This window comes from Streptomyces sp. CBMA29 (assembly GCF_014596445.1).
Lineage (GTDB): Bacteria > Actinomycetota > Actinomycetes > Streptomycetales > Streptomycetaceae > Actinacidiphila.
The window spans coordinates 35,071-58,388 of the sequence record NZ_MECL01000057.1 but is presented as its reverse complement, the minus strand read 5'-3'; the positions used below and the strand labels follow the sequence as shown (position 1 = coordinate 58,388).

The following is a 23,318-nucleotide window of genomic DNA, read 5'->3' as shown; positions in this document are numbered from 1 at the left end:
GCAGCCCGGCCTACGCGCCCTCGCCGAGGACCGTTTGGATGAGTTCGCGCTGGGCGGGGGTGAGGTGGGGGTCGGCGCAGCGGGCGGTGCGGCCGTCGGCGGTGATGGCGTAGGTGAAGCCGTCGGGGACCGGGGGGCCGGAGGGCGGGGGAGCGGCCAAGGCGGCCTCGGCCAGGGAGGTGAGGCGGGCCGCGTCGGGGCGGCCCGCCGTGTCGAGGGTGGCGTGGCGGGGGATTCCCGCGAAGCCGCCGGAGCGGACCACCTCGATGCGCATCGGCTGCGTCACGCCTCCTGCGGCTGGCCTGGCTGCTGGCGGGGGACCTCGGCCGCGGGGGCGGGGGCCGCGGTGACGCCCACCTGGGACCAGGACGAGAGCACCGCCCGGTGCTGCTCGCCCTCACCGTAGCGGGCCCTGGCCGCCGCGGCGGTGGCCGCGGCGAAGTCCGTGAACTGGGCGTGCGGCGACAGCGAGCCGCCGGTGAGGGTGTCGTACCAGATCTGCCCGGCCTGCTCCCAGGCGTTGCCGCCCAGTTCGGCCGCCAGCAGGTAGAAGGCGTGGTTGGGGATGCCCGAGTTGATGTGCACGCCGCCGTTGTCGCGCGAGGTGGAGACGTAGCCGTCCATCGTGCCGGGCTGCGGGTCCTTGCCGAGCCGCGGGTCGTCGTAGGCGGTGCCGGGCTCCTTCATGGAGCGCAGCGCGTGGCCGTCGACGCCCGGTGCGAGCAGCCCGGCGCCGATCAGCCAGTCCGCCTGGTCCGCGCTCTGCCCGAGCGTGAACTGCTTGATGAGGCTGCCGAATACATCGGAGACGGACTCGTTGAGCGCGCCGGACTGCCCGAAATAGTCCAGGTTGGCGCTGTACTGGGTGACGCCGTGCGTCAACTCGTGGCCGATCACGTCCAGCGGAAGGGTGAAGTCCAGGAAAATCTCGCCGTCGCCGTCCCCGAAGACCATCTGCTGGCCGTTCCAGAAGGCGTTGTTGTAGCCCTGGAGGTAGTGGACGCTGGCCACCAGGGGCAGGCCCGCGTCATCGATCGAGTGACGCGCGTACGCCTTCAGATACGTCTCGAAGGTCGCGCCGAGCGCGTCGTACGCCCGGTTGACGCTCGCGTCCTTGGACGGCTTGGCGCCCTCGGCGCGCACCTTGCGGCCCGGCAGCGTGTCCTGGTGCTTGGCGTCGTGAATGGTCCGTCGCGGCTGGTCGGAGGCGGCGGCCCCGGTGACGCCGGTGGCGCCGATCACCGTGGTCAGGCGGCGCCTGGTGCGTTGCAGCGCGTCCTGCTCCAGGGTGCGGCGGGCGGGTCCCGAGACCCCGGAGTCCTCGGAACGGGACAGCTTGTCGAGCACGTGCGGCGGCACGATCGTGCAGAAGACGGCGCTGGGCGCATGCGTGGCAGTCATGGCGGCAATGTGGCACGCGTCACAGTCGCTGTCACGGGTTGCGGCGATGATTGACGAAAAGGAGCGAAGGATCATGGTTTGAGTGGACAGAACCGTGCATCTTGCATACTGAGAGGATCTTCGTACCGGCTACGTGATTCCGTCCGCCTCGGTTATGGTCGTCCCATCATGCGTTTCGGGCTGCTTCTCCTTAGCTGCCGCGGCGAGGGCCTGTAGTCGTAGGCCGACCCCCTCCCCGCGGAGTTCAGGCGTGCCATCGCCGTCGGCCGACACTCAGCCGGACCCCCGAGGAGCCAGAACCCCATGACAACCCCCCATCGCGTCGGCCGTCCCACGCCCCTCACCACGGCCACCGCGCGCCAGCGCCCCAGTGCGATGCCGGTCCACAAGTACGGCCACTACGAGGCCGTGGACATCGCCGACCGCACCTGGCCGAACGCCCGCATCACCCAGGCGCCCCGCTGGCTCTCCACGGACCTGCGCGACGGCAACCAGGCGCTGATCGACCCCATGTCGCCCACCCGCAAGCGTGAGATGTTCGACCTGCTGGTCCGCATGGGCTACAAGGAGATCGAGATCGGCTTCCCGTCCTCGGGCCAGACCGACTTCGACTTCGTCCGCTCCCTCATCGAGGGCGACGCGATCCCCGAGGACGTGACGGTCTCCGTCCTGACCCAGGCGCGCGAGGAACTGATCGAGCGCACCGTCGAGGCCCTGCGCGGCGCACCCCGCGCCACCGTCCACCTGTACAACGCGACCGCGCCGGTCTTCCGCCGCGTCGTCTTCCGCGGCAGCCGTGACCAGGTCAAGGCGATCGCGGTGGACGGCACCCGGCTGGTGACGGAGTACGCCGAGAAGATCCTGGGCGACGACACGGTCTTCGGCTACCAGTACAGCCCGGAGATCTTCACCGACACCGAGCTGGACTTCGCCCTGGAGGTCTGCGAGGGCGTGATGGACGTCTGGCAGCCCGAGCCGGGCCGCGAGATCATCCTCAACCTGCCCGCCACCGTGGAGCGTTCCACCCCCTCCACGCACGCCGACCGCTTCGAGTGGATGTCGCGGAACCTGTCCCGCCGCGAGTACGTATGCCTGTCCGTGCACCCGCACAACGACCGCGGTACGGCCGTGGCCGCCGCGGAACTGGCGCTCATGGCCGGCGCCGACCGGATCGAGGGCTGCCTGTTCGGGCAGGGCGAGCGCACCGGCAACGTCGACCTGGTGACACTGGGCATGAACCTGTTCAGCCAGGGCGTCGACCCGCAGATCGACTTCTCGCAGATCGACGAGATCCGTCGCACCGCCGAGTACTGCAACCAGATGGAGGTCCACCCGCGCCACCCCTACGCGGGCGACCTGGTCTACACCTCCTTCTCCGGCTCCCACCAGGACGCCATCAAGAAGGGCTTCGAGGCGATGGAGGCCACCGCCGCCGCCGAGGGCAAGACCGTCGACGACATCGAGTGGGCGGTGCCGTACCTGCCGATCGACCCCAAGGACGTCGGCCGCTCCTACGAGGCCGTCATCCGCGTCAACTCGCAGTCCGGCAAGGGCGGCGTCGCGTACGTGCTGAAGAACGGCCACAAGCTGGACCTGCCGCGGCGGATGCAGATCGAGTTCTCCCGGATCATCCAGGCCAAGACCGACAGCGAGGGCGGCGAGGTCACGCCCGCGCAGATCTGGTCGGTCTTCCAGGACGAGTACCTGCCCACCAGCGACAACCCGTGGGGCCGGGTCGCCCTGCGCTCCGCCCAGGCGTCCGCCTCCAGCGACGGCACCGACGCCCTCACCGTCGAGGCCGTGGTCGACGGCGTCGAGACCACCCTGAGCGGTACGGGCAACGGCCCGATCTCGGCCTTCGTCGACGCGCTGGCCGGGGTGGGCATCGACGCCCGCGTCCTGGACTACTCCGAGCACACGATGAGCGAGGGCGCCTCCGCGCGGGCCGCCTCGTACATCGAGTGCGCGATCGACGGAAAGGTGCTGTGGGGGATCGGCGTCGACCCCAACACCACCCGCGCCTCGCTCCAGGCGCTGGTCTCGGCCGTCAACCGGGCCGCGCGCTGACGGGATTGACCCGGTTCACCCGGTCCGTCCGTGGGGCCCAAACCCCCGGGCGGACCGGTTCGAGCACCCTCGCAAGGCAATTGCCCCTTACGCGGTACTGACTGCGACCGCCGACTGTGGCTAACATCACGGCAGGGCGGCAGCGTTGCCGAACGGCCGGAGGGTGCAGCGTGATGAAGCTGAGGCTGTGTATCTGGGGTGTCCGCACGGCGTGGCACACCGAGGACGACGGTGAGTTCTTCTGCCCTGACTGCGGCGGCGACCGCGCCTACCACCGCAGAACCGGCACGCGCAGACTGACCGTGCTCAATGTGCCGGTCCTGCGCCGGGGCCCCGCCGGCACCGTCATCGAGTGCACCGCCTGCCACCGGCAGTACGCCTCCGACGTCCTGCTGCGGCCCACCACCACCCGCTTCTCCGCGATGCTGCGGGACGCCGTGCACACCATCGCGCTCGCCGTCCTCACCGCGGGCGGCTCCACCGGCCGCCCCGCCCGCGAGGCCGCCGTCGGCGCCGTGCGCTCGGCCGGGTTCTCGGACTGCACCGAGGACCAGTTGCTCGGGCTGCTCGCCGCCATCGTCGCCGACGAGGGCCGGTACGGCGCCTCCGGCTCGGGGGGCGCCCCACTCGGGCCCGACTCCTTCGCCGACGAGGTCGACGGGTGCGGGAGCTGGCTGTCCATCGAGCTCCACGAGGCGCTTGAGCCGCTGGCCGACCACCTCGACCCGCTCGGGCGCGAGCGGGTTCTCCTCCAGGGCGCGCACATCGCCCTCGCCGACGGGCCCTACCTTCCCGCTGAACGCGAAGTCCTCGAAGCCGTTGGTCGCTGTCTCTCCCTGCCCCTCACCGACATCGACCGCCTCCTCGCCGGAGCCGCCACGGCGTCCTGACGGACGGTTCCTCCGCCGTGGACGGCGAGCCGATCTTTTCAGGGGCGCGTGGGGGCACCTCCCGGACGAAGTCTGGGGGAGAACTGCGCGAGCAACCCCCCACCGGCCCGGTGGTCCGGCGACAACCGAACTGCCCCGCCGCAGGCGGGTGGTGGCCTGCGGGAGCGTCGTGGCCGGCCGCGCAGTTCTCCCCCGGACTCCGTCCGGGAGGTGCCCCCACGCGCCCCTGACGGGGTACAGGCCCTGCGCGAAGGGGGCGTACTCCTGGGGGAGTAGCCCCCGGATCGGTCCTGGGCGGGACGCGGAAGGCGAGCCCGGCGGAGGAGGCTGACGGTAGGAGAAGACCTCGGCTTTCGGAGGAGCCCATGAACGTCACCACACGTCCGTGGGCGGTGCCACGGCTCAGGGCCGTACCGCTGGGCCGCCTGCGCCCCGTCACAGCCCCGTGACCTATCTCGGCGCACCCCCCATCCGCCAGGATGGGTCCGTGGCGGTCACCATGGACCTTCTGCGCGCCCCGAGGGCGTCGGCGTCGGCGCCGGGACCGCGGGTCGCCGGCGCCGACGTGGCGTTCGCCGCGCTCGTGTTCGGCGTGGAGGCGCTCCTGGCGTGCTTTCTGCCGGAGGAGCCGGCCAGCGGGCGGCCGGACCTGGCGGGCTGGGCGCTGCTGGTGGGCAGCGCGCTGGTGCTGGTGTGGCGGCGGCGTTCGCCGCTGGTGTGCATGCTCGGGATGCTGGCGTTCGTGGCGCCGTACCACTATCTGGAGAACATCCAGGTGGCGCCGATCCCGTCGAGCATGGTGGCGCTGTACGCGCTGGCGGTCGCGGGGCCGCCGCTGCGTACGTTCCTGCTGCTGCCGACGGTGATCGCGCTGATGGCGGCCATCATGTCGACGATCAGCGCGCCGCACGCGGGCACCGAGATGCTCAAGAGCGCCGGCTGGATCGTGGCGGTCGCGGTGGCGGGCGAGGTGGTGCGGATGCACCGCAACTACGTGGCCGCGATCGTCGGGCGGGCCGAGCGCGCCGAGCGCACCCGCGAGGAGGAGGCGGCCCGCCGGGTCGCGGAGGAGCGGCTGCGGATCGCCCGCGACCTGCACGACCTGCTCGCGCACAGCATCACCCTGATCGGCGTGCAGACGTCGGTCGCCGCGCACATCCTGGTCGCCGACCCCGACCGGCTCGACCGTACGGCGGTGGCCGCCGCGCTCGACACGATCGCCGACACCTGCCGGGAGGCCCGCGCCGAGCTGCGGACCACGCTGCGGGTACTGCGCGCGGACGGCGACGGCCCGCTGCCCGACCTCGCGGGGATACCGGCGCTCGCCAAGGCCGCGGAGGCGGCGGGGGCCAGGGTGGACCTGAGCGACGCCGTGGGCGTCGCGCCGGTGCCGCCCGCGGTGGGCGCCGCGGCCTTCCGGATCGTCCAGGAGTCGCTCACCAACGCGGTACGGCACGCGGGGGCGCCGAGCCCGCTGATCACCGTGCGGGTGGACCGCCGGGAGACGGCCCTGCACCTGCTGATCGAGGACGACGGCTCCTGCGGCGGCCCCGCGCCCGCGAGCCGCGCCGACGGGCGTACCGAAGGGCGTAGCGAGGGCTTCGGCATCGTCGGGATGCGCGAGCGCGCCCGCAGCGTCGGCGGCACCCTCACCGCGGGACCGCGCCAGGACCGTACGGGCTTCGCGGTCAGTGCCGTGCTGCCGCTCACCGTCGATCACCAGGGAGACCCGCGATGACCTCGCAGCCCGCACCGCCGCCGTCGATCCGCGTGCTGCTCGCCGACGACCAGACGCTGGTGCGGGCCGCGTTCGCGATGCTGGTGGAGTCCGCCCGCGACATGGAGGTGGTCGGGCAGGCGGCGAACGGCCTGGAGGCGGTCGAGCAGGCCCGCGGCGCCCGCGCCGACGTCGTCGTGATGGACATCCGCATGCCGGAGCTCGACGGCATCGAGGCCACCCGGCGGATCGCCGCGGACGACGACCTGGCGGGCGTCCGCATCCTCGTACTGACCACCTACGACGACGACCAGCACGTGGTGTCGGCGCTGCGCGCGGGCGCGTCCGGCTTCCTGGTCAAGGACACCAGGCCCGCGGACCTGCTGGACGCGATCCGTACGGTGGCGGCCGGGGACTCGCTGCTGTCGCCGGGCCCCACCGCGCGGCTGATCGCCCGGGTGCTGCGGCTGCCGGACCGGCCGCTGGTCAGCGCCCCGGCCCCGGCCGGGCTCGGCGGTCTTTCCGAGCGCGAGCGCGAAGTCCTCACGCTGGTCGCGCGCGGCCTGAACAACGCGGAGACCGCCGAGGCACTGGGCCTGAGCCCGCTCACCGCCAAGACGCACGTGAGCCGGATCATGGGCAAGCTCGGCGCCCGCGACCGCGCCCAACTCGTCATCACCGCCTACGAGTCCGGCCTGGTCGCGCCCGGCGCCGACCGCTGAGCCGGGGCCCGCGACGGCTGATCGGCCGTCCGTCGCCGTACCGCTCCCGCCGTACGCGAGAATGGGCCCATGAGTCTGTTCCGCGACGACGGCATCGTGCTGCGCACCCAGAAGCTGGGTGAGGCGGACCGGATCATCACGCTGCTCACCCGGCGGCACGGCCGGGTACGGGCGGTGGCCCGGGGTGTGCGCAGGACGAAGTCGAAGTTCGGCGCGCGCCTGGAGCCGTTCAGCCACGTCGACGTGCAGTTCTTCGTCCGCGGCGGGGAACTGGTCGGCCGCGGTCTGCCGCTGTGCACGCAAGGCGAGACGATCGCGCCGTACGGCGGCTCGATCGTCACCGACTACGACCGCTACACCGCGGGCACCGCGATGCTGGAGACCGCCGAGCGCTTCACCGACCACGAGGGCGAGCCCGCCGTGCAGCAGTATCTGCTGCTGGTCGGCGCGCTGCGGACGCTCGCGGCGGGCGACCACGAGCCGCGGCTGGTGCTCGACGCCTTCCTGCTGCGGTCGCTGGCCGTCAACGGATACGCGCCCAGTTTCGACGACTGTGCCAAATGCGGTATGACCGGTCCCAACCGGTTCTTTTCGGTCGGCGCGGGAGGAGTCGTCTGCGGCGACTGCCGTGTGCCGGGAAGCGTCGTACCCTCACGGGAGTCACTGGAACTGCTCGGCGCGCTGCTGGGCGGCGACTGGGAGACCGCGGACGCCTGCGAGCCGCGCCACTGCCGTGAGGGCAGCGGGCTGGTGGCGGCCTACCTCCAGTGGCACCTGGAGCGCGGACTGCGCTCACTGCGGTTCGTCGAGAAGGCATGAGGAGAAGTACCACCATGGCACGTCACGGGATTCTGGCCCGTTCCCGAAGCTCGTACCGGACACCCGACCCGCACCCGTCGGGGGCGCGTCCGCCGAAGCTCCAGAGCGAGCTGGTGCCCAAGCACGTGGCCGTCGTCATGGACGGCAACGGCCGCTGGGCCAAGGAGCGCGGCCTGCCGCGCACCGAGGGCCACCGGGTCGGCGAGGGCGTCGTCCTGGACGTGCTGAAGGGCTGTCTGGAGATCGGCGTCAAGAACCTCTCGCTGTACGCCTTCTCGACCGAGAACTGGAAGCGCTCGCCCGAGGAGGTGCGCTTCCTGATGAACTTCAACCGGGACGTGATCCGGCGGCGCCGCGACGAGATGGACGAACTCGGCATCCGCATCCGGTGGGTCGGGCGCATGCCCAAGATGTGGAAGTCCGTCGTCCAGGAGCTCCAGGTGGCCCAGGAGCAGACCGTCGACAATGACGCGATGACGCTGTATTTCTGCGTCAACTACGGGGGGCGCGCCGAGATCGCCGATGCCGCGCAGGCCATCGCCCGCGATGTCGCCGACGGGCGGCTCGACCCGTCCAAGGTCAACGAGAAGACCTTCGCCAAGTATCTCTACTACGCCGACATGCCCGACGTGGATCTCTTCCTGCGGCCCAGTGGTGAGCAGCGCACCTCCAACTATCTGCTCTGGCAGAGCAGTTACGCCGAGATGGTCTTCCAGGACGTCCTGTGGCCCGATTTCGACCGACGCGATCTGTGGCGGGCCTGCGTCGAGTACGCCTCCCGCGATCGCCGCTTCGGCGGGGCCATCCCCAACGAGGCCCAGCTCGCCGGCGACCAACGCGCCTAGCCCTTCCAGGGGGGTGAGCCGATCCTTCGGGGCCCGCCCCCACCGGGCTGTCAGCCCGAAAACACACAGCAACTGCCCCGCTGGGGCCGGTTTTTCAGAGGCGCGCCACCGCCGTGGCTGAGCGCGCAGTTCCTCCCCCAGCTACCGCTGGGAGGTGCCCCCCGCGCCCCTGGTGGGCATCCTCCTGCGCAAGATGGACGCCCAGGGCCGTGCCCCGAAAAGATCGGCCTACCGCGATTGGGGGAGGCTAGGAGCGGGGGGGCTCGACGCAGTCGGAGCAGGTGCCGAAGATCTCCATGGTGTGGGCGACATCGGCGAAGCCGTGCTCGGCGGCGACGGCGTCGGCCCACTTCTCGACGGCGGGCCCCTCGACCTCGACGGCCTTGCCGCAGGCGCGGCAGACGAGGTGGTGGTGGTGGCCGCCGCCGGAGCAGCGGCGGTAGACGGACTCGCCCTCACCGGTCCGCAGGACATCGATCTCGCCCGCGTCGGCCAGCGACTGAAGGGTCCGGTAGACCGTGGTGAGCCCCACGGAGTCGCCGCGGTGCTTCAGGATGTCGTGCAGATCCTGCGCGCTGCGGAATTCGTCGACCTCCGCGAGAGCGGCCGACACGGCGGCCCGTTGCCGGGTGGAGCGGCCACGTACGGGATGGGTGGTCACCGGTGCCTCCTTCTGGGTCGCGTCGTGCACCTGTCCGGACGGCCCATTGTGCCAGGCCGTGCCGTTCAGGCGGGTACCTCGTCGGCGGAGCCGCGGGCGGCGGGCACCTCCACCTCAAGCGTGCACCGTTCCCGCTCCGCCGCTGCCCGCCGGGCGCGTTTCCTGGCCAGGGGAGTGGCGAGCGCGGTGAGGACGATGAAGAGCCCGATGGTGATCAGGACGATCGTCGCACCGGACGGCACGTCCACGTAGTACGAGGTGACGGTGCCGGACAGCGTCACGGTGACGCCGATGGCCACCGCGCTGACGAAGGTGACCAGGAAACTGCGGGTGACCTGCTGCGCCGCCGCGACGGGGATCACCATCAACGCGCTGACCAGCAGCAGCCCGACCACGCGCATCGCGACCGTGACGGTGAGCGCGGCCGTGACCGCGACCAGCAGATTGAGCAGCCGTACCGGCAGCCCGGTGACCCGCGCGAACTCCTCGTCCTGCGACACCGCGAAGAGCTGCCGCCGCAGGCCCACGGTCACCAGCATGACGAAGCCCGCCAGCAGGCACATCGTGGTGATGTCGGACGGCGAGACGGTGGTGATCGAGCCGAACAGATACGTCTCCAGGTTGGCGTTGGAGCCGTTCGGCGCGAGGCTGGTCAGCATCACACCGCCCGCCATGCCGCCGTAGAAGAGCATGGCCAGCGCGATGTCGCCGCGCGTCCTGCCGTACCAGCGGATCAGCTCCATCGCGACGGCGCCCGCCACCGAGACGGCGGTGGCCATCCAGACCGGGTTGGACTGGAGGAGGAAGCCGAGGCCGACGCCGGTCAGCGCGACATGGCCGATACCGTCGCCCATCAGGGCCTGCCGCCGCTGCACGAGGTAGATGCCGATGGCGGGCGCGGTGAGGCCGACCAGCGCGGCGGCGATCAGAGCCCGCTGCATGAAGGCGTAGTCGAGGAATTCCATCAGCTCAGCAGTCCCGTCCTGACCGGCGCGGCCGAGGTGTCCGCGTGCGGGTGTACGTGGTCGTGGCCCGGCAGGGCGTGCTGTCCCAGCGCCTGCGGCGGCGCGCCCTCGTACGTCACGCAGCCGTCGCGCAGGACGACCGCGCGGTCGATCAGCGGTTCCAGCGGCCCCAGTTCGTGCAGGACCAGCAGGACGGTGGTGCCCGCCGCGACCTGGGCGCGCAGGGTCGCCGCGAGGATGCGCTGGCTGTCGAGGTCCACGCCCGCCATCGGCTCGTCCATGATGAGCAGGTCCGGCTCCCCGGCCAGCGCGCGGGCGATCAACACCCGCTGGTGCTGGCCGCCGGAGAGCGCGTCCACGGAGTCGCCCGCGCGGTCGCTGAGGTCCACCACCGCGATGGCCCGGTCCACGGCCGCCCGGTCGGCACGTCGCATCGGCCGCAGCCGGGTACGGGCCAGCCGCCCGGCGGAGACCACCTCGCGTACGGTCGCGGGCACACCGCCGGCCGCCGTGGTGCGCTGCGGCACGTAACCGATCCGCGCCCACTGCCGGAAGCGGCGCAGCGGCGTACCGAACAGCTCCAGCGAGCCGCCGGTCAGCGGCACCTGGCCGATGACCGCGCGCACCGCCGTGGACTTGCCCGAGCCGTTGGCGCCCAGCAGCGCCACGACCTCGCCGCGCCCGACGGTCAGGTCGATGCCGCGCAGCACGGGGCGAGCGCCGAGGGTGGCGCTGGCGCCGCTGAGCGCGATGACCGGGTCCTCGGCCCTTTCGGCGTCCTCGGTGTCCGTGACCGCTTCGACGGCTTGCTGGTCCATGGCGGTGACCTCCGTCACTTCGCGCCGAGCGCCGCGCGCAGGGCCGTCAGATTGCTCCGCTGCACCTGGAAGTAGTCGGTGCCCTTGGACTTGCCGGTGATGCCCTCGATCGGGTCGAGGACGTCGGTGCGCAGCCTCAGGTCGCCCGCGAGGGTCTTCGCGGTGGCGTCGCTGACCAGCGTCTCGAAGAAGACGGTCGACACGTGCTTGCTCTTCACCAGGTCGTGCAGCGCCTTGACCCGCGCCGCGCTGGGCTCGCTCTCCGGGTCGATGCCGTTGACGGCCTCCTCGACCAGCCCGTACCGCTCGGCGAGGTAGCCGAAGGCGGCGTGCGTGGTGACGAAGGTGTCGGAGGCGCGGTTCTTCAGGCCGTCGCGGAATTCGGTGTCCAGGGCGGTGAGCCGGGCGACCAGCGCGTCGGTGTTCTTGCCGTACTCCGCCGCGTTCGCCGGGTCGGCCTGCTCCAGCGCCTTGCCGACGCCCTTGGCGACCTCGGCGTACTTCACCGGGTCCAGCCAGATGTGCGGGTCGGCGCCCGCGCCTTCCTCGCTGTCGCCGCCGGCGCCGTTGTCGCCGGTGGTGTGGTGCGTGCCGTCCACCTCGGTGCCGTGGGACTCCAGCGTGGTCAGCGAGGCGGCGTCGACCTTGTGCTGGACGCCGGACAGCTTCACGGCGTCGTCCACGGCGGGCTGGAGGCCCTTGAGGTAGACGATCACATCGGACTGGCCGAGCCTGCCGGTCTCCTTGGGCGTCAGCTCCAGGTCGTGCGGCTCCACGCCCGGCTTGGTGAGGTCGGTCACCGCGACGTGGTCGGCGCCGATCTGCGCCGCCAGGTACTCCAGCGGGTAGAAAGCGGCCGTGACCTTGAGCTTTCCGCCGCCCTTGGAGTCACCCGAGGTGTTCTCCGAGGCGCCGGAGCAGGCCGACAGTGCCAGCAGGCCGAGTACGGCAGCGGCGGCGACGGAGACGGCGGATATCGGGCGGCGATGGATGTTCATGACTGTCATTTTCATCTGATGTGGAAACGATTGTCAATTGCCGTAGGGCGGGGCCGCTGATCCGCGTCCGCCGACGAGTCCGCTGACGCGTCCGACCGGGTTCCTGGAGCCGGGTTCCGGAACGGATTTGATAAGGGGACCGCACCCGCCGGTAATCTGAGGCAACTGACCGCTTCGTCGTACTGAAGAGAGCACCGTGGCCGCCGACAAGATCGACACCATCGTCAGCCTGAGCAAGCGCCGTGGCTTCGTTTTCCCGAGCAGTGAGATCTACGGCGGCTCCAAGGCCGCCTGGGACTACGGGCCGCTGGGCGTCGAGCTGAAGGAGAACATCAAGCGCCAGTGGTGGCGCGCCATGGTGACCTCCCGTGAGGACGTGGTGGGAATCGACTCGTCGGTGATCCTCGCCCCCGAGGTCTGGGTGGCCTCGGGCCACGTCGCCACGTTCTCCGACCCGCTCACCGAGTGCACCTCCTGTCACAAGCGCTACCGCGCGGACCACCTGGAGGAGGCGTACGAGGCCAAGCACGGCAAGCCCCCGGCCAACGGCCTCGCCGACATCAACTGCCCGCACTGCGGCACCAAGGGCGCCTTCACCGAGCCCAAGCAGTTCTCCGGCATGCTCCAGACGCACCTCGGCCCGACCCAGGACGCGGGCTCGGTGGCGTACCTGCGGCCCGAGACCGCGCAGGGCATTTTCACCAACTTCGCCCAGGTGCAGACCACTTCGCGCAAGAAGCCGCCGTTCGGCATCGCCCAGATGGGCAAGTCGTTCCGCAACGAGATCACGCCCGGCAACTTCATCTTCCGCACCCGCGAGTTCGAGCAGATGGAGATGGAGTTCTTCGTCAAGCCGGGCGAGGACGAGAAGTGGCAGGAGTACTGGATGCAGGAGCGCTGGAACTGGTACACCGGCCTCGGCATCCGCGAGGAGAACATCCGGTGGTTCGACCACCCCAAGGAGAAGCTCTCCCACTACTCCAAGCGCACCGCCGACATCGAGTACCGCTTCAACTTCGGCGGTCAGGAGTTCAGTGAGCTGGAGGGCGTCGCCAACCGCACCGACTTCGACCTCTCCTCGCACTCCAAGGCGTCAGGCCAGGACCTCTCCTACTTCGACCAGGAGGCGGGCGAGCGCTGGTTCCCGTACGTCATCGAGCCCGCGGCCGGTGTCAACCGCGCGATGCTGGCCTTCATGCTCGACGCGTACAACGAGGACGAGGCGCCCAACGCCAAGGGCGTCATGGAGAAGCGCACCGTGATGCGGCTCGACCCGCGCCTCGCGCCGGTCAAGGTCGCCGTCCTGCCGCTCTCCCGCAACCCCGAGCTCTCCCCGAAGGCCAAGGGCCTGGCCACCGCTCTGCGCGCCCACTGGAACATCGAGTTCGACGACGCGGGCGCCATCGGCCGCCGCTACCGCCGCCAGGACGAGATCGGCACGCCGTTCTGCGTGACCGTCGACTTCGACACGCTCGAGGACAACGCGGTGACGGTCCGCGAGCGCGACACGATGAAGCAGGAGCGCGTGTCGCTCGACCAGGTGGAGACCTACCTGGGCAGCCGACTGCTGGGCTGCTGACGCCGGTACACCCCTGAGAAACGCGGGCGGGGCCGCGCGGGCCGGTCTGTCCGGCTCGCGCGGCCCCGCCCGCGTTTCTCAGGGGTGTTGCCGGGGCGTCAGTCCTTCCGCACGTCCTTCCGCAGGCCGCGCAGCACCAGTTCGCACACCGCCGTGAACTCGGCGTCGATGCCCGGCAGGGTCCACTCGGCCGCGTGCGCCGGGTCGTGGAAGCGGCAGGTGGCGTCCCAGACGGCGCGGGCGGTGGCCGCCTGGTCGCAGGGGGCGAATTCACCGCGCCCGACGCCGTCCGCGACGATCCCGGCGAGCTGGTCGATCGTCTCCTGGACGTGGCGGCTGACGGCGCCGCTGTTGTCGCGCGCCAACACCTGGAAGGTGGCGAAGAGTTCCGGGTCGAGCCCGGCCTTGCGCCGCTTGGCCGCGAAGAGTTCGGCGAGCCAGCGCGGCAGCCGCTCGGACGCGGGGCCGTCCTGCGCGGCGATGTCCGCGAGCGCCGCGTGCGCCTCGGCCAGCCACTTCTGGGTGACCGCCTCGCGCAGTTCCGCCTTGCTGCGGAAGTGCCGGTAGACGCTGCCGTGGCTGACCCCGAGCGCCCGCGCCACATCGACCACCGTGGCCTTCGCGGGGCCGTAGCGGCGCAGTACGTCCTCGGTGGCTTCGAGGACGCGGTCACGGGTCAGGGGCTCCGGCGGCATGGGAGAGGCGGCCTTTCGGCGGTCGGGACACGGCTTCTGTGACGGCGACGGCCGCCGTGATCGCCGGGGCCGTCGCCGTCCAGTGTGCGGCAGGGCGCCGCCGGCTCAGCGCTCGCTGTCCAGATGCGTCATCTGCCGGGGGTCGTAGCGGGTGCCCGCGACCTCCGCGGCCGGGACGGCCCGCTCGATGTCGGCGAGGTCGGCGGCGCCCAGCGTCAGGTCGAGCGCGGAGAGCGCCTCCGTGAGCCGGTCCCTGCGGCGGGCGCCGATCAGCGGCACGATGTCGTCGCCGCGGGACAGCACCCAGGCGATGGCGGCCTGTGCGACCGTGACGCCCTTGCCGTCCGCGACCTTGCGCAGCGCCTCGACCAGGCCGAGGTTGCGCTCCAGGTTCTCGCCGGAGAAGCGCGGGTTGTAGCCGCGGAAGTCGCCCGCCTCCGTGCCGCTGTCCCGGGTCCAGTGACCGCTGAGCAGCCCGCGCGAGAGCACGCCGTACGCCGTCACGCCGATGCCGAGATCGCGGGCGGTGGGCAGGATGCGGTCCTCGATGCCGCGCGAGAAGAGGCTGTACTCGATCTGGAGGTCGGCGATCGGGGCGACGGAGGCGGCCCTGCGCAGGGTCTCCGCGCCGACCTCGGACAGCCCGATGTGCCGGACGTGCCCGGCCTGGACCAGTTCGGCGATGGCGCCGACGGTCTCCTCGATCGGCACGTCCGGGTCGACGCGGGCGATCCGGTAGATGTCGATGTGGTCGGTGCCGAGCCGGTTCAGGGAGTACGCGAGGAAGTTGCGGATCGCGACCGGGCGGCCGTCGTAGCCGCCGAAGCCGCCCTCGACATCGCGCAGCGCGCCGAATTTGACGCTGATGACGGCCTGGTCGCGGCTGCTGGGGCGGGCCCGCAGGGCGTCGCGGATCAGCAGTTCGTTCAGGCCCATGCCGTAGAAGTCGCCGGTGTCGAGCAGGGTCACGCCCGCGTCCAGCGCGGCGTGGATGGTGGCGACGGACTCGGCGTCGTCGGAGGCGCCGTACGCGCCGGACATGCCCATACAGCCGAGGCCGAGGGCGGAGACGGCGGGTCCTGTGGTGCCGAGGGTGCGGGTGCGCATCGGTGGGGTCCCCTTCGGGGTCGTCGGCGGGACAGGTGTGCGTCTCCACCGTCACATGTGGACTGACAGATATCAACATCTGTCAGTCCACATATCGTGCCACCGTGCCCCTGGCGGGGCCGTCCTCGGCCCGGGGCCGGTTCGGGGCGCGGCCCGGGGTGGTGGGCCGGTCTTCTCGGGGGTGCTAGACGACTCTGCGCGGCAGCCGGGTGCTCAGCGCGACCGTCGCGACCACCGCCGCGAGCTGCGCGACCAGCGCCCACACCAGGGCGTCCCGTACGCCGATCGAACCGGACAGGGTCAGGAACAGGGTGCCGAGAGTGGCCACGCCCAGCGCGAGGCTGGACTGCTGGGTGGTCGCCATCGCGCCGCTGCCGACCCCGGCCTGCGCGGCCGGCACCTCGCTGAGCACGATCCGGAGCACCACCGGCAGGACGAAGCCCTGGCCGAAGCCGATCACGGCCATGCTCGGCGCCAGTTCCGCGATGCTCAGGCCCGTACCGCCGTAGTGGAAGGTCGCGGCCAGCGCCACCAGGCCGACGCCCTGGACCAGCGAGCCCGCCGTCACCACATCGCGGCCGAAACGGGCCACCATCCGCGGTCCGAGCAGCGAGGCGGCGAAGAAGGCGGCGCACAGCGGGGCCAGCGCGGCGCCCGCCTCCAGCGCCCCGAACCGCAGCCCGTCCTGCATGGCCACCGCCACGACGAACATGAAGCCGCCGAAGCCGAGACAGAAGGGCACGATGAGCAGCAGGCCGCTGCGCACGCTGTGGATACGCAGCAGCGACGGCGGGATCAGCGGGTTGCCGCCGTCGCGCTCACCGCGCCGCTCGACCGCCACGAAGGCCGCCGCCGCGAGCGGGAAGACCGCGAGCAGCACCCACGACCACAGCGGCCAGCCGGCCGCCCGGCCCTCGGTGAGCGGCAGCAGCAGAGTGATCAGCGTGACCGCGAGCAGTACGGTGCCGGGCTTGTCGATACGGGCCGGGTGCGCGGAACGCGTCTCCGGCACCGACTTCAGCGCCAGCGCCAGCGCGACGGCCGCCACCGGCACGTTGACCAGGAAGATCGCCCGCCAGCCGCTGCCCGCGATGTCCGCGGAGACCAGCACGCCGCCGAGTACCTGGCCGACGACGCTGGCGATGCCCGCGGTCGCGCCGTAGTAGCTCAGCGCCTTGCCGCGGGCGCCGCCCGAGGTCGCGGACTGGATGGTGGCCAGGGCCTGCGGGAGCAGCAGCGCGGAGGCGGCGCCCTGGGCGACGCGGGCCGCCACCAGGGTCCAGGCGGAGGGGGCGACACCGCAGGCCAGCGAGGTCACGGCGAACAGGCCGAGGCCCCACAGGAAGAGATTGCGGCGGCCGAACATGTCGCCGAGCCGCCCGCCGAGGACGAGCAGCACGGCGTAGGCGACGCCGTAGCCCGCGACGACCATCTCCAGGACCGCGGGCCCGGCGTGCAGGTCGCGGTCGATGGTGGGCAGGGCCACGTTGACGATGAAGAAGTCCACCATCGGCAGGGCCGCGCCGAGCAGCACGGTCAGCAGGCCGAGGGAGCTCAGGCCGGGGGCCGGGGCGGGGGAGTGCGAGCGGGTGGGGACGGAAGAGTTCCGGGCGGGCGCCCCGATGCGGGTCACGCGGGGGAGCACCTGAGCCCGGGAGGTCATGGTGGGTTCCATTCGGTCGGTCACATGGTCCACACTGGACCCCTTCTCAGGGTGGTACCAGAGAGCGTTTATCCAGGTATACGCACCACCTGGCAACCGGCTGCCGGATCGGGCACTCTGGGAATATGACCGCAGACGCCAGCGCTTTCACGCCGAGCACCGTGACCCCGGGCCCAGGAGCCGTTTCGCCGGGCTCGGGCGCCGTCCCGCTGGGCTCGGGCGCCGTCCCTCCGGGCTCGGGCGCCGTTTCGCCGGGTCCGGGGAACGTCTCGCTGGACGTTCCCGGGGCCGATGTGCCCGAGGCCGCCGCCGCGGAGAGCCGCCGCCAGGAGCTGGCGTCCTTTCTGCGCAGCCGCCGGGAGCGTATCTCGCCTGACCAGGTCGGGCTGCCGCCCGGACGTCGGCGCCGGACGCCCGGACTGCGCCGCGAGGAGGTCGCACAGCTCGCCGCGGTCGGCGTCACCTGGTACACGTGGCTGGAGCAGGCGCGGGAGATCCAGGTCTCGGGCCAAGTCGCCGACGCCATCGCGCGCGCCCTGATGCTCGACCACAACGAGCGCAAGCACCTGTTCACCCTCGCCGGGACCGCCGACCCGCACCCGCACCTGGACTGCCCCGGCATGTCACCCGCGCTGCTCGCCATGGTCGACCAGCTCGCGCCGCTGCCCGCAGCGGTCGTCAACAGCCGGTACGACGTGATCGCGTACAACGGCACCTACGGTCGGCTGGTCAGCGACCTGGACGCGCTGCCCGTCGAGGACCGCAACGTCATGTGGCTGTCGTTCACCGACCCGCTGTGGCGCGAGCGGATGGTCGACCGCGAGGAGAGCATCCGGCTGATGGCCGCCAAATTCCGCGTCTCGATGGCTCAGCACCTGGCGGAGCCCGCCTGGCGCGAACTGCTCAAGCGGCTCCAGCAGAGCTCGCCCGACTTCCGCGAGATGTGGGAACGGCACGAGGTGCTCCAGCCCGACGGCCACATCAAGCGCTATCTGAACCCCGAAGTCGGCCTGCTGTCCTTCGACTTCACCCACCTGTGGCTCGGCCCGCAGCAGGGCCCCCGCCTGACCACGTACACCCCGGCCGACGATCTCACCCGCGAGCGCCTCAACCGGCTGCACGCGCTGGTCTCCGCGCAGGAGCGGCAGCCGATCGCGGGCTGAACCGCGAGCCGAACCGCGGGCTGAACCCGCGGGCTGAACCCCCACCTTCCGGCCCCTCGTGCCCTTCGGCGCGGGGGGCCGGAAGCGTCTGCAGCTGTGGAATATCCACACAGCTCCATGGCGAGTGTGGCTTTTCCATAGGGAGCCTATGGGAGGCAATGCCCGCTTCGTGCTGCTGATGGTGATCAACTCGTCACTCTGTGGTCGTATTTGGTCGCTGTCCGGCCACGGAATGTCTCATTCGGACACCCTTCCCCGTGCAACCTCTTGTGGCATTGCGTGGATACAGGTATGAATTCCACATGAAGCAAAGGTGAGGTTGCTACGGAAGGGCCCGCGATGAGTGTGAACGGCACATCCGCGCACTTCGCGGAGGAACGTCGGCGAGCGCTGCTCGACCAGCTCAAGGCCAGCGGGCGGCTCGAAGTCGTCGCCGCGGCCGACCGGCTGGAGGTGACGTCGGAGACGATCCGCCGCGATCTGGTGCTGCTGGAGCGCCGCGGTCTCGTCCAGCGGGTGCACGGCGGAGCGATCCTCCTCGACCGTGAACACCTCGTCCCCGACCTTCAGTCACGCAGACGGCTGATGGCGGTGGCGAAGGACCTGATCGCCCACGCCGCGGTCAAGCACATGCCCGACGAGGGCGCGGTGATCATCGACGCCGGGACCACCACCGGCCGGATGGCCGAGATATTCCCCGGCGGCCCCTCGCTGGTGGTCATGACCAACAGCCTCCAGGCGGCGATCGCGCTCGCGGGCAAGCAAGGACTCAGCGTCCACACCCTCGGCGGGCGCGTCCGGGCCAACACCCTGGCCGAGGTCGACGCCCCCGCGCTCGGCGCCATCGCGCGCGTCCACGTCGACGTCGCCTTCATCGGCACCTACGGGGTCTCGCCCCGGCACGGCTTCTCCACCCCCGACCCGGCCGAGGCCGCGGTCAAGGAGGCGATGATCCGCGCCGCCAAGCGGACCGTCGTCCTCTGCGACAGCAGCAAGATCGGCAAGGACCACTTCGCCCGGTTCGCCGACACCTCCCAGCCCGACCTCCTGATCACCGACGCCGACGCCCCACCGGAACTGCTGCGGGCCCTGGAGACCTCCGGGCTGGCGATCGAAGTGGTTCCGGTCCCATGACAAGCCGTCCCATGACAAGCGGTCCCATGACAAGCGATCCCGCAGACACCGCCACCACGGCGACGTGTACCACCGCAAAGGAGCGAGGTATGCCTTCCACAGTCCTTACTTCAGGGGCGAGGGCAGCGGTCATCGCTGCCGCGTGCATCGGGCTCGGGTTCACCGCCGCGTGCGCACCCTCCAACGACGGCTCCGGCGGTGACAGCGGCGCGGCCGACTCCGGGCAGAGCCAGGACGTCAGCCGGTTCGTCACCGCGGTGCAGGCCGCGCAGAAGGGTCCCGAGTCCTTCGCGGGACCGACCGACAAGCCGGTCACCGTACCCGAGAACATCAAGGTCGCGATCGTCCCGTGCGGTGTCGCCATCGGCGGCTGCAACACCCCGGCGGAAGCGGTCAAGGGCATCGTCAAGACCCTCGGCTGGAAGCCCACCGTCTACGACGGCCAGTCCAGCGCCCGCACCCAGAACAACATGATCCTCAACGCCGTCTCCAACAAGGCCGACGTGATCGCCACGGTCTCCATCGACTCCAAGCTGGTCCAGCAGGGCCTGGAGGCGGCCAAGAAGGCCGGCATCCCGGTGATCTCGATGAACAACGGCACCGGCACCCCCAACCCCGAGCCCGAACTGGAGCCCGGCCAGATCGACTTCGACCTCGACGTGGCGCCCGACTACGGCGCCAACGGCCGGATGCAGGCCGACTGGGTGATCGCCGACTCCAAGGGCACCGCCGTGGTCCAGCCGGTCATCACCAGCGAGTACCTGTCCAACACGGTCACGTACAACGCCTTCGTCGCCGAGATGAAGAAGTGCGCCTCGTGCAAGGTGCTCAAGCCGGTCAACTTCACCACCGACGAGATCGCCTCGGGCGCCCTGGGCACCCGTACCGTCTCGACCCTCCAGCAGCACTCGAACGCCACCTACGTCTACACCGGCTTCGACGCCGCCGCCGCGGCGGAGGTCAACGCGATCAGGCAGGCCGGTCTCGGCGCCAAGGTCAAGCTGGTCAGCGCGGTCGGCGACCCGATCAACCGGCAGTTCATCCGCGAGGGCGACATCCAGGGCGCGACCGTCATCGAAATCCCCTCGCTGTACGGCTACGCGACCGTCGACCAGATGATCCGCACCGTGCAGAAGCAGCCCGCCATCGAACCGGCCAACGAGGGCGCGATCACGGTCCTGCTCACCAAGGACAACATGATCGGCAACAACGACCAGTGGAAGCTGCCGTTCGACGTCGCCGCCGAGTACCACAAGCTCTGGGGCATCAAGTGACCACCCCGGCACCCGATGAGGTCATGGCGGCGCGCTCGCTGTGCAAGACCTTCGGCGCCACCCAGGCCCTGTGGGACGTCTCACTCGGCCTGGTCCCCGGCGCGGTGCACGCGCTGGCCGGGGCGAACGGCTCGGGCAAGTCCACCCTGATCAAGATCATGAGCGGGGTGTTCGGCCCGGACAGCGGACACCTGCTGGTGGACGGCGCCCCGCAGGAGTGGTCGTCGCCGATGGACTCCCGCGCGGCGGGCGTCGGCGTCGTCCACCAGGAGGCGCCGCTGGTCGACACGCTCAGGGTCGCGGACTGCGTCGCGCTGCTCGGCGGCTTCGAGGGCGTCCCCGCCCTCGGGCTCAGCCACCGGGCGCTGGTACGGCGCGCGCAGCGGCTGCTCGACGAGCACGAGGTGCCGGTCGACGCCCGTACGACCTGCGCCGAACTCGGCCCCGCGGACCGGGCGATGGTGTCCCTCGCCGTCGCCACCGGGCAGGGCAGCCGGATTCTCATCCTCGACGAGGTCACCGCCTCGCTGCGGCAGGACGACGCGGAACAGGTCCTCGGCCTGGTCCGCAGGCTCGCCGACCGGGGCACGGCGGTCCTCATGGTCACCCACCGGATCGGCGAGATCACCCAGTACGCCGACCGGCTCACCGTGCTGGCGGCCGGTCGTACGCAGTACGAGGGACCGTCCGCCGAGGTCAGCGCGGCCCGGATCATCGAGTACATGCTCCCGGAGCAGCGGCCGGCCGCCGAGCAGGCGGCCGGGGCCGGGCACCGCGAGGAGCCCGCCGCCGCTTCCGGCCGGCCGACTGCTTCCGGCCGTCCCGCCGCTTCCGGCCGGCCGACTGCTTCCGGCCGTCCCGCCGCTTCCGGCCGGCCGACTGCTTCCGACCGTCCCGCCGCCCCCGACTCCCGCGGGGCGTACGGCGAAGGGGCGCCGGCCGGGGACGGCGCGGACCGGACTCTGATGGAGATCCGCGGGCTGACCGGCCACCGGCTCGACCCGCTGGACCTCGACATCCGGGCGGGCGAGATCGTCGGAGTCACCGGCCTGCCCGACTCCGGCGTGGACGAACTGCCGTATCTCCTCGCGGGCGGTGTGCCGCCCCGCTCGGGCACGGTCCGGTCGCGGGGGTTCGAACCCACCCGTGGCTGGACCGTCTCCACCGCCCGCAGGCAGGGCGTGGCGCTGCTGCCCAGGGACCGGCTCTCGCACGGCGGCGTCGCCGTCCTGAGCGTCGCCGACAACATCGCGCTCCCCTCGCTGCGCCGCTTCTGGCACCGCGGGGCCGCGCTGCGGGAGGCGATCGGCCGGGTGATCCGCGAACTCGACGTACGGCCGCGCGATCCCTCGGCCTCCCTCGGCAGCCTCAGCGGCGGCAACCAGCAGAAGGTGCTGCTCGGCAAGTGGCTGTCCACCGACCCGAAGGTCCTGGTACTCGACGAACCGACCAACGGCGTCGACCCGGGCGCGCGGCTCCTGATGTTCGAAGCGGTCAGGAAACGCGTGGACCAGGGGATGGGCGTGGTCCTGTTCTCCTCTGAGTTCGAGCAGCTCACCGCGTACTGCGACCGGATGGTGGTGCTGCGCCCCGGAGCCGGGGCGCAGGAGATCCCCGTCCCCGACAACCCCGTCAAGCTCGCCAGGATCGTGGCGAGTCCACAGGAGGACGGTCCGAGATGAGCAGAGAAGATCTCGACACAGTGCGGCCCGACGCGCTGACCGGGGGCGCCGTGACCGCCGACCCGCGACCCCCCGCCGAACCGCGACCCCCCGCCGGGCGGTCCCACGACGCCGGCCTGCTGCGTACGATCGGCGAAGCCCTCATCCAGCGCTACGCCCAGATCGTGCTGCTGGTGGTGCTGATCGTGGTGTTCAGCATGGCCACCCCGAACTTCGCCACCCGGCAGAACTGGACCTCGCTGCTGGTCAGCCAGTCCGTGATCGCGCTGATGACGCTGGCGGTGCTCTTCCCGCTGATCGTCGGCGAGTTCGACCTGTCGGTCGGCTATCTGCTCGGCTTCTGCGCGATGCTCGGCGCCTATCTGACCGGCCAGGGCTGGCCGGTGACCGCGGTGTTCCTCGCGATGGCCGGCTGCGGGGTGGTGGCCGGCGCCTGGAACGGTGTGCTCAACGTGGTGTTCGGCATCAACTCGTTCATCGCGACCCTGGGCATGGGAATCGTGCTCTCCGCGATGACCCTGATGCTCAGCAACGGCGCCATCCTCACCACCGTTCCCGGCCTGGCCAAGACCCTCGGCCGCGGCTACGCGGTGCAGGTCGCCTGGGCGGTGTGGATCGTCGCGATCGTGGCCGTCATCTGCTTCTACCTGCTCCAGCACACCCCGGTCGGCGCCCGGCTGTACGCGATCGGCGGCTCCGAGCGCGTGGCGTTCCTGGCCGGTGTGCGCACCGGCCGGTACAAGATCCTCGCCTTCGGCTGCGCCGGCGGGCTGGTCTCGCTGGCCGCCGTGCTCCAGCTCGGCCAGGCCGGTTCCGTGACCCCCAGTCTCGGCCCCGACCTGCTGCTGCCCGCCTACGCCGCCGCCTTCCTGGGCGTCACCACCTACCGTCCGGGTTTCTACAACGTGCCCGGTGTGATCGTCGCGATCCTGCTGCTCGCCGTCGGTTTCAACGGCTTGAGCCTGCTCGGCGTCCCGTTCTGGGTGCAGCCGCTGTTCAACGGCCTCGCCCTGCTGGTCGCCGTCCTCGCCGCGCGCTTCGTCGCCCGCCGCAGGACCGGTGAACGCCGGGGTCCGGCATGACCCGCCCGTCCGGCCGGCCGCTGCCCCGCCCCCTCT

The 23,318-nt window shown here is 71.4% G+C and carries 21 protein-coding genes; 12 read left to right on the top strand and 9 right to left on the bottom strand.

The genetic code is table 11. The annotated features are described in order from the left end of the window. Nucleotides 1-10: 10 nt before the first annotated feature. Nucleotides 11-274: a protealysin inhibitor emfourin gene (locus BGM09_RS08210; protein WP_188280830.1), complete on the bottom strand. Its 264-nt coding sequence runs from the start codon at nucleotides 272-274 to the stop codon at nucleotides 11-13. 8 nt (nucleotides 275-282) lie between these two features. Continuing rightward, a complete protein-coding gene (locus BGM09_RS08205; protein ID WP_188280787.1) occupies nucleotides 283-1,401 on the bottom strand; it encodes a M4 family metallopeptidase in 1,119 nt (372 codons plus the stop codon). Nucleotides 1,402-1,704: 303 nt separating this feature from the next. On the opposite strand from BGM09_RS08205, the gene leuA reads away from it, so the two are divergent. The 6 genes from leuA to BGM09_RS08175 all read left to right on the top strand — a co-directional run bounded on the left by leuA (nucleotide 1,705) and on the right by BGM09_RS08175 (nucleotide 8,461). Continuing rightward, nucleotides 1,705-3,468: a 2-isopropylmalate synthase gene (leuA, locus tag BGM09_RS08200; RefSeq protein ID WP_188280786.1), complete on the top strand. Its 1,764-nt coding sequence runs from the start codon at nucleotides 1,705-1,707 to the stop codon at nucleotides 3,466-3,468. A gap of 173 nt (nucleotides 3,469-3,641) precedes the next feature. Beyond that, nucleotides 3,642-4,358 carry a TerB family tellurite resistance protein gene (locus BGM09_RS08195; protein ID WP_188280785.1) on the top strand — a complete coding sequence of 239 codons (717 nt, stop codon included), beginning with the start codon at nucleotides 3,642-3,644 and terminating at the stop codon, nucleotides 4,356-4,358. Between the two features lie 487 nt (nucleotides 4,359-4,845). Continuing rightward, nucleotides 4,846-6,096, top strand: a complete 1,251-nt coding sequence (locus tag BGM09_RS08190) for a sensor histidine kinase (protein ID WP_317452588.1) — start codon at nucleotides 4,846-4,848, stop codon at nucleotides 6,094-6,096. Then, nucleotides 6,093-6,797: a response regulator transcription factor gene (locus BGM09_RS08185; RefSeq protein WP_188280784.1), complete on the top strand. Its 705-nt coding sequence runs from the start codon at nucleotides 6,093-6,095 to the stop codon at nucleotides 6,795-6,797. The genes BGM09_RS08190 and BGM09_RS08185 overlap by 4 nt, the downstream gene beginning before the upstream one ends. 69 nt (nucleotides 6,798-6,866) lie before the next feature. Then, on the top strand, nucleotides 6,867-7,616 hold the full coding sequence (gene recO, locus BGM09_RS08180) for a DNA repair protein RecO (protein ID WP_188280783.1): 750 nt from the start codon (nucleotides 6,867-6,869) through the stop codon (nucleotides 7,614-7,616). 14 nt (nucleotides 7,617-7,630) lie between these two features. Next, entirely contained in the window at nucleotides 7,631-8,461 is an 831-nt protein-coding gene (locus BGM09_RS08175) for an isoprenyl transferase (protein ID WP_188280782.1), read from the top strand. A gap of 247 nt (nucleotides 8,462-8,708) precedes the next feature. Here BGM09_RS08175 and BGM09_RS08170 read toward each other — a convergent pair whose 3' ends face one another. The 4 genes from BGM09_RS08170 to BGM09_RS08155 form a co-directional block, all read right to left on the bottom strand. Then, nucleotides 8,709-9,122 (bottom strand): Fur family transcriptional regulator, encoded by a 414-nt coding sequence (locus BGM09_RS08170; RefSeq protein ID WP_188280781.1) that lies wholly within the window; start codon nucleotides 9,120-9,122, stop codon nucleotides 8,709-8,711. Between the two features lie 65 nt (nucleotides 9,123-9,187). Then, nucleotides 9,188-10,087, bottom strand: coding sequence for a metal ABC transporter permease (locus BGM09_RS08165; RefSeq protein WP_188280780.1), 900 nt, complete (start codon nucleotides 10,085-10,087; stop codon nucleotides 9,188-9,190). After that, on the bottom strand, nucleotides 10,087-10,905 hold the full coding sequence (locus tag BGM09_RS08160) for a metal ABC transporter ATP-binding protein (RefSeq protein WP_188280779.1): 819 nt from the start codon (nucleotides 10,903-10,905) through the stop codon (nucleotides 10,087-10,089). The genes BGM09_RS08165 and BGM09_RS08160 overlap by 1 nt, the downstream gene beginning before the upstream one ends. A 14-nt stretch (nucleotides 10,906-10,919) precedes the next feature. Continuing rightward, nucleotides 10,920-11,903, bottom strand: coding sequence for a metal ABC transporter substrate-binding protein (locus BGM09_RS08155; RefSeq protein WP_188280778.1), 984 nt, complete (start codon nucleotides 11,901-11,903; stop codon nucleotides 10,920-10,922). A gap of 196 nt (nucleotides 11,904-12,099) precedes the next feature. Here BGM09_RS08155 and BGM09_RS08150 point away from each other — a divergent pair, with 196 nt between their 5' ends. Further along, nucleotides 12,100-13,482, top strand: coding sequence for a glycine--tRNA ligase (locus BGM09_RS08150; protein ID WP_188280777.1), 1,383 nt, complete (start codon nucleotides 12,100-12,102; stop codon nucleotides 13,480-13,482). A 98-nt stretch (nucleotides 13,483-13,580) separates the two neighbouring features. On the opposite strand, the gene BGM09_RS08145 is transcribed toward BGM09_RS08150, so the two are convergent. The 3 genes from BGM09_RS08145 to BGM09_RS08135 form a co-directional block, all read right to left on the bottom strand. Continuing rightward, complete coding sequence (locus BGM09_RS08145) at nucleotides 13,581-14,177, bottom strand: TetR family transcriptional regulator (protein ID WP_188280776.1); 597 nt, start codon at nucleotides 14,175-14,177, stop codon at nucleotides 13,581-13,583. Between the two features lie 105 nt (nucleotides 14,178-14,282). After that, nucleotides 14,283-15,284, bottom strand: a complete 1,002-nt coding sequence (locus BGM09_RS08140) for an aldo/keto reductase (protein ID WP_188280775.1) — start codon at nucleotides 15,282-15,284, stop codon at nucleotides 14,283-14,285. 184 nt (nucleotides 15,285-15,468) lie between these two features. Beyond that, entirely contained in the window at nucleotides 15,469-16,947 is a 1,479-nt protein-coding gene (locus tag BGM09_RS08135) for an MFS transporter (protein WP_188280774.1), read from the bottom strand. A 125-nt stretch (nucleotides 16,948-17,072) separates the two neighbouring features. On the opposite strand from BGM09_RS08135, the gene BGM09_RS08130 reads away from it, so the two are divergent. The 5 genes from BGM09_RS08130 to BGM09_RS08110 all read left to right on the top strand — a co-directional run bounded on the left by BGM09_RS08130 (nucleotide 17,073) and on the right by BGM09_RS08110 (nucleotide 23,282). Then, nucleotides 17,073-18,110: a helix-turn-helix transcriptional regulator gene (locus tag BGM09_RS08130; protein WP_223186494.1), complete on the top strand. Its 1,038-nt coding sequence runs from the start codon at nucleotides 17,073-17,075 to the stop codon at nucleotides 18,108-18,110. A 339-nt stretch (nucleotides 18,111-18,449) separates the two neighbouring features. Beyond that, nucleotides 18,450-19,244: a DeoR/GlpR family DNA-binding transcription regulator gene (locus BGM09_RS08125; RefSeq protein WP_188280773.1), complete on the top strand. Its 795-nt coding sequence runs from the start codon at nucleotides 18,450-18,452 to the stop codon at nucleotides 19,242-19,244. A gap of 89 nt (nucleotides 19,245-19,333) precedes the next feature. Next, nucleotides 19,334-20,518, top strand: coding sequence for a sugar ABC transporter substrate-binding protein (locus BGM09_RS08120; RefSeq protein ID WP_188280772.1), 1,185 nt, complete (start codon nucleotides 19,334-19,336; stop codon nucleotides 20,516-20,518). Next, nucleotides 20,515-22,200 carry a sugar ABC transporter ATP-binding protein gene (locus BGM09_RS08115; protein WP_188280771.1) on the top strand — a complete coding sequence of 562 codons (1,686 nt, stop codon included), beginning with the start codon at nucleotides 20,515-20,517 and terminating at the stop codon, nucleotides 22,198-22,200. The genes BGM09_RS08120 and BGM09_RS08115 overlap by 4 nt, the downstream gene beginning before the upstream one ends. After that, on the top strand, nucleotides 22,197-23,282 hold the full coding sequence (locus BGM09_RS08110; RefSeq protein WP_188280770.1) for an ABC transporter permease: 1,086 nt from the start codon (nucleotides 22,197-22,199) through the stop codon (nucleotides 23,280-23,282). Before BGM09_RS08115 ends, BGM09_RS08110 begins: the two co-directional genes overlap by 4 nt. Nucleotides 23,283-23,318: the final 36 nt, after the last annotated feature.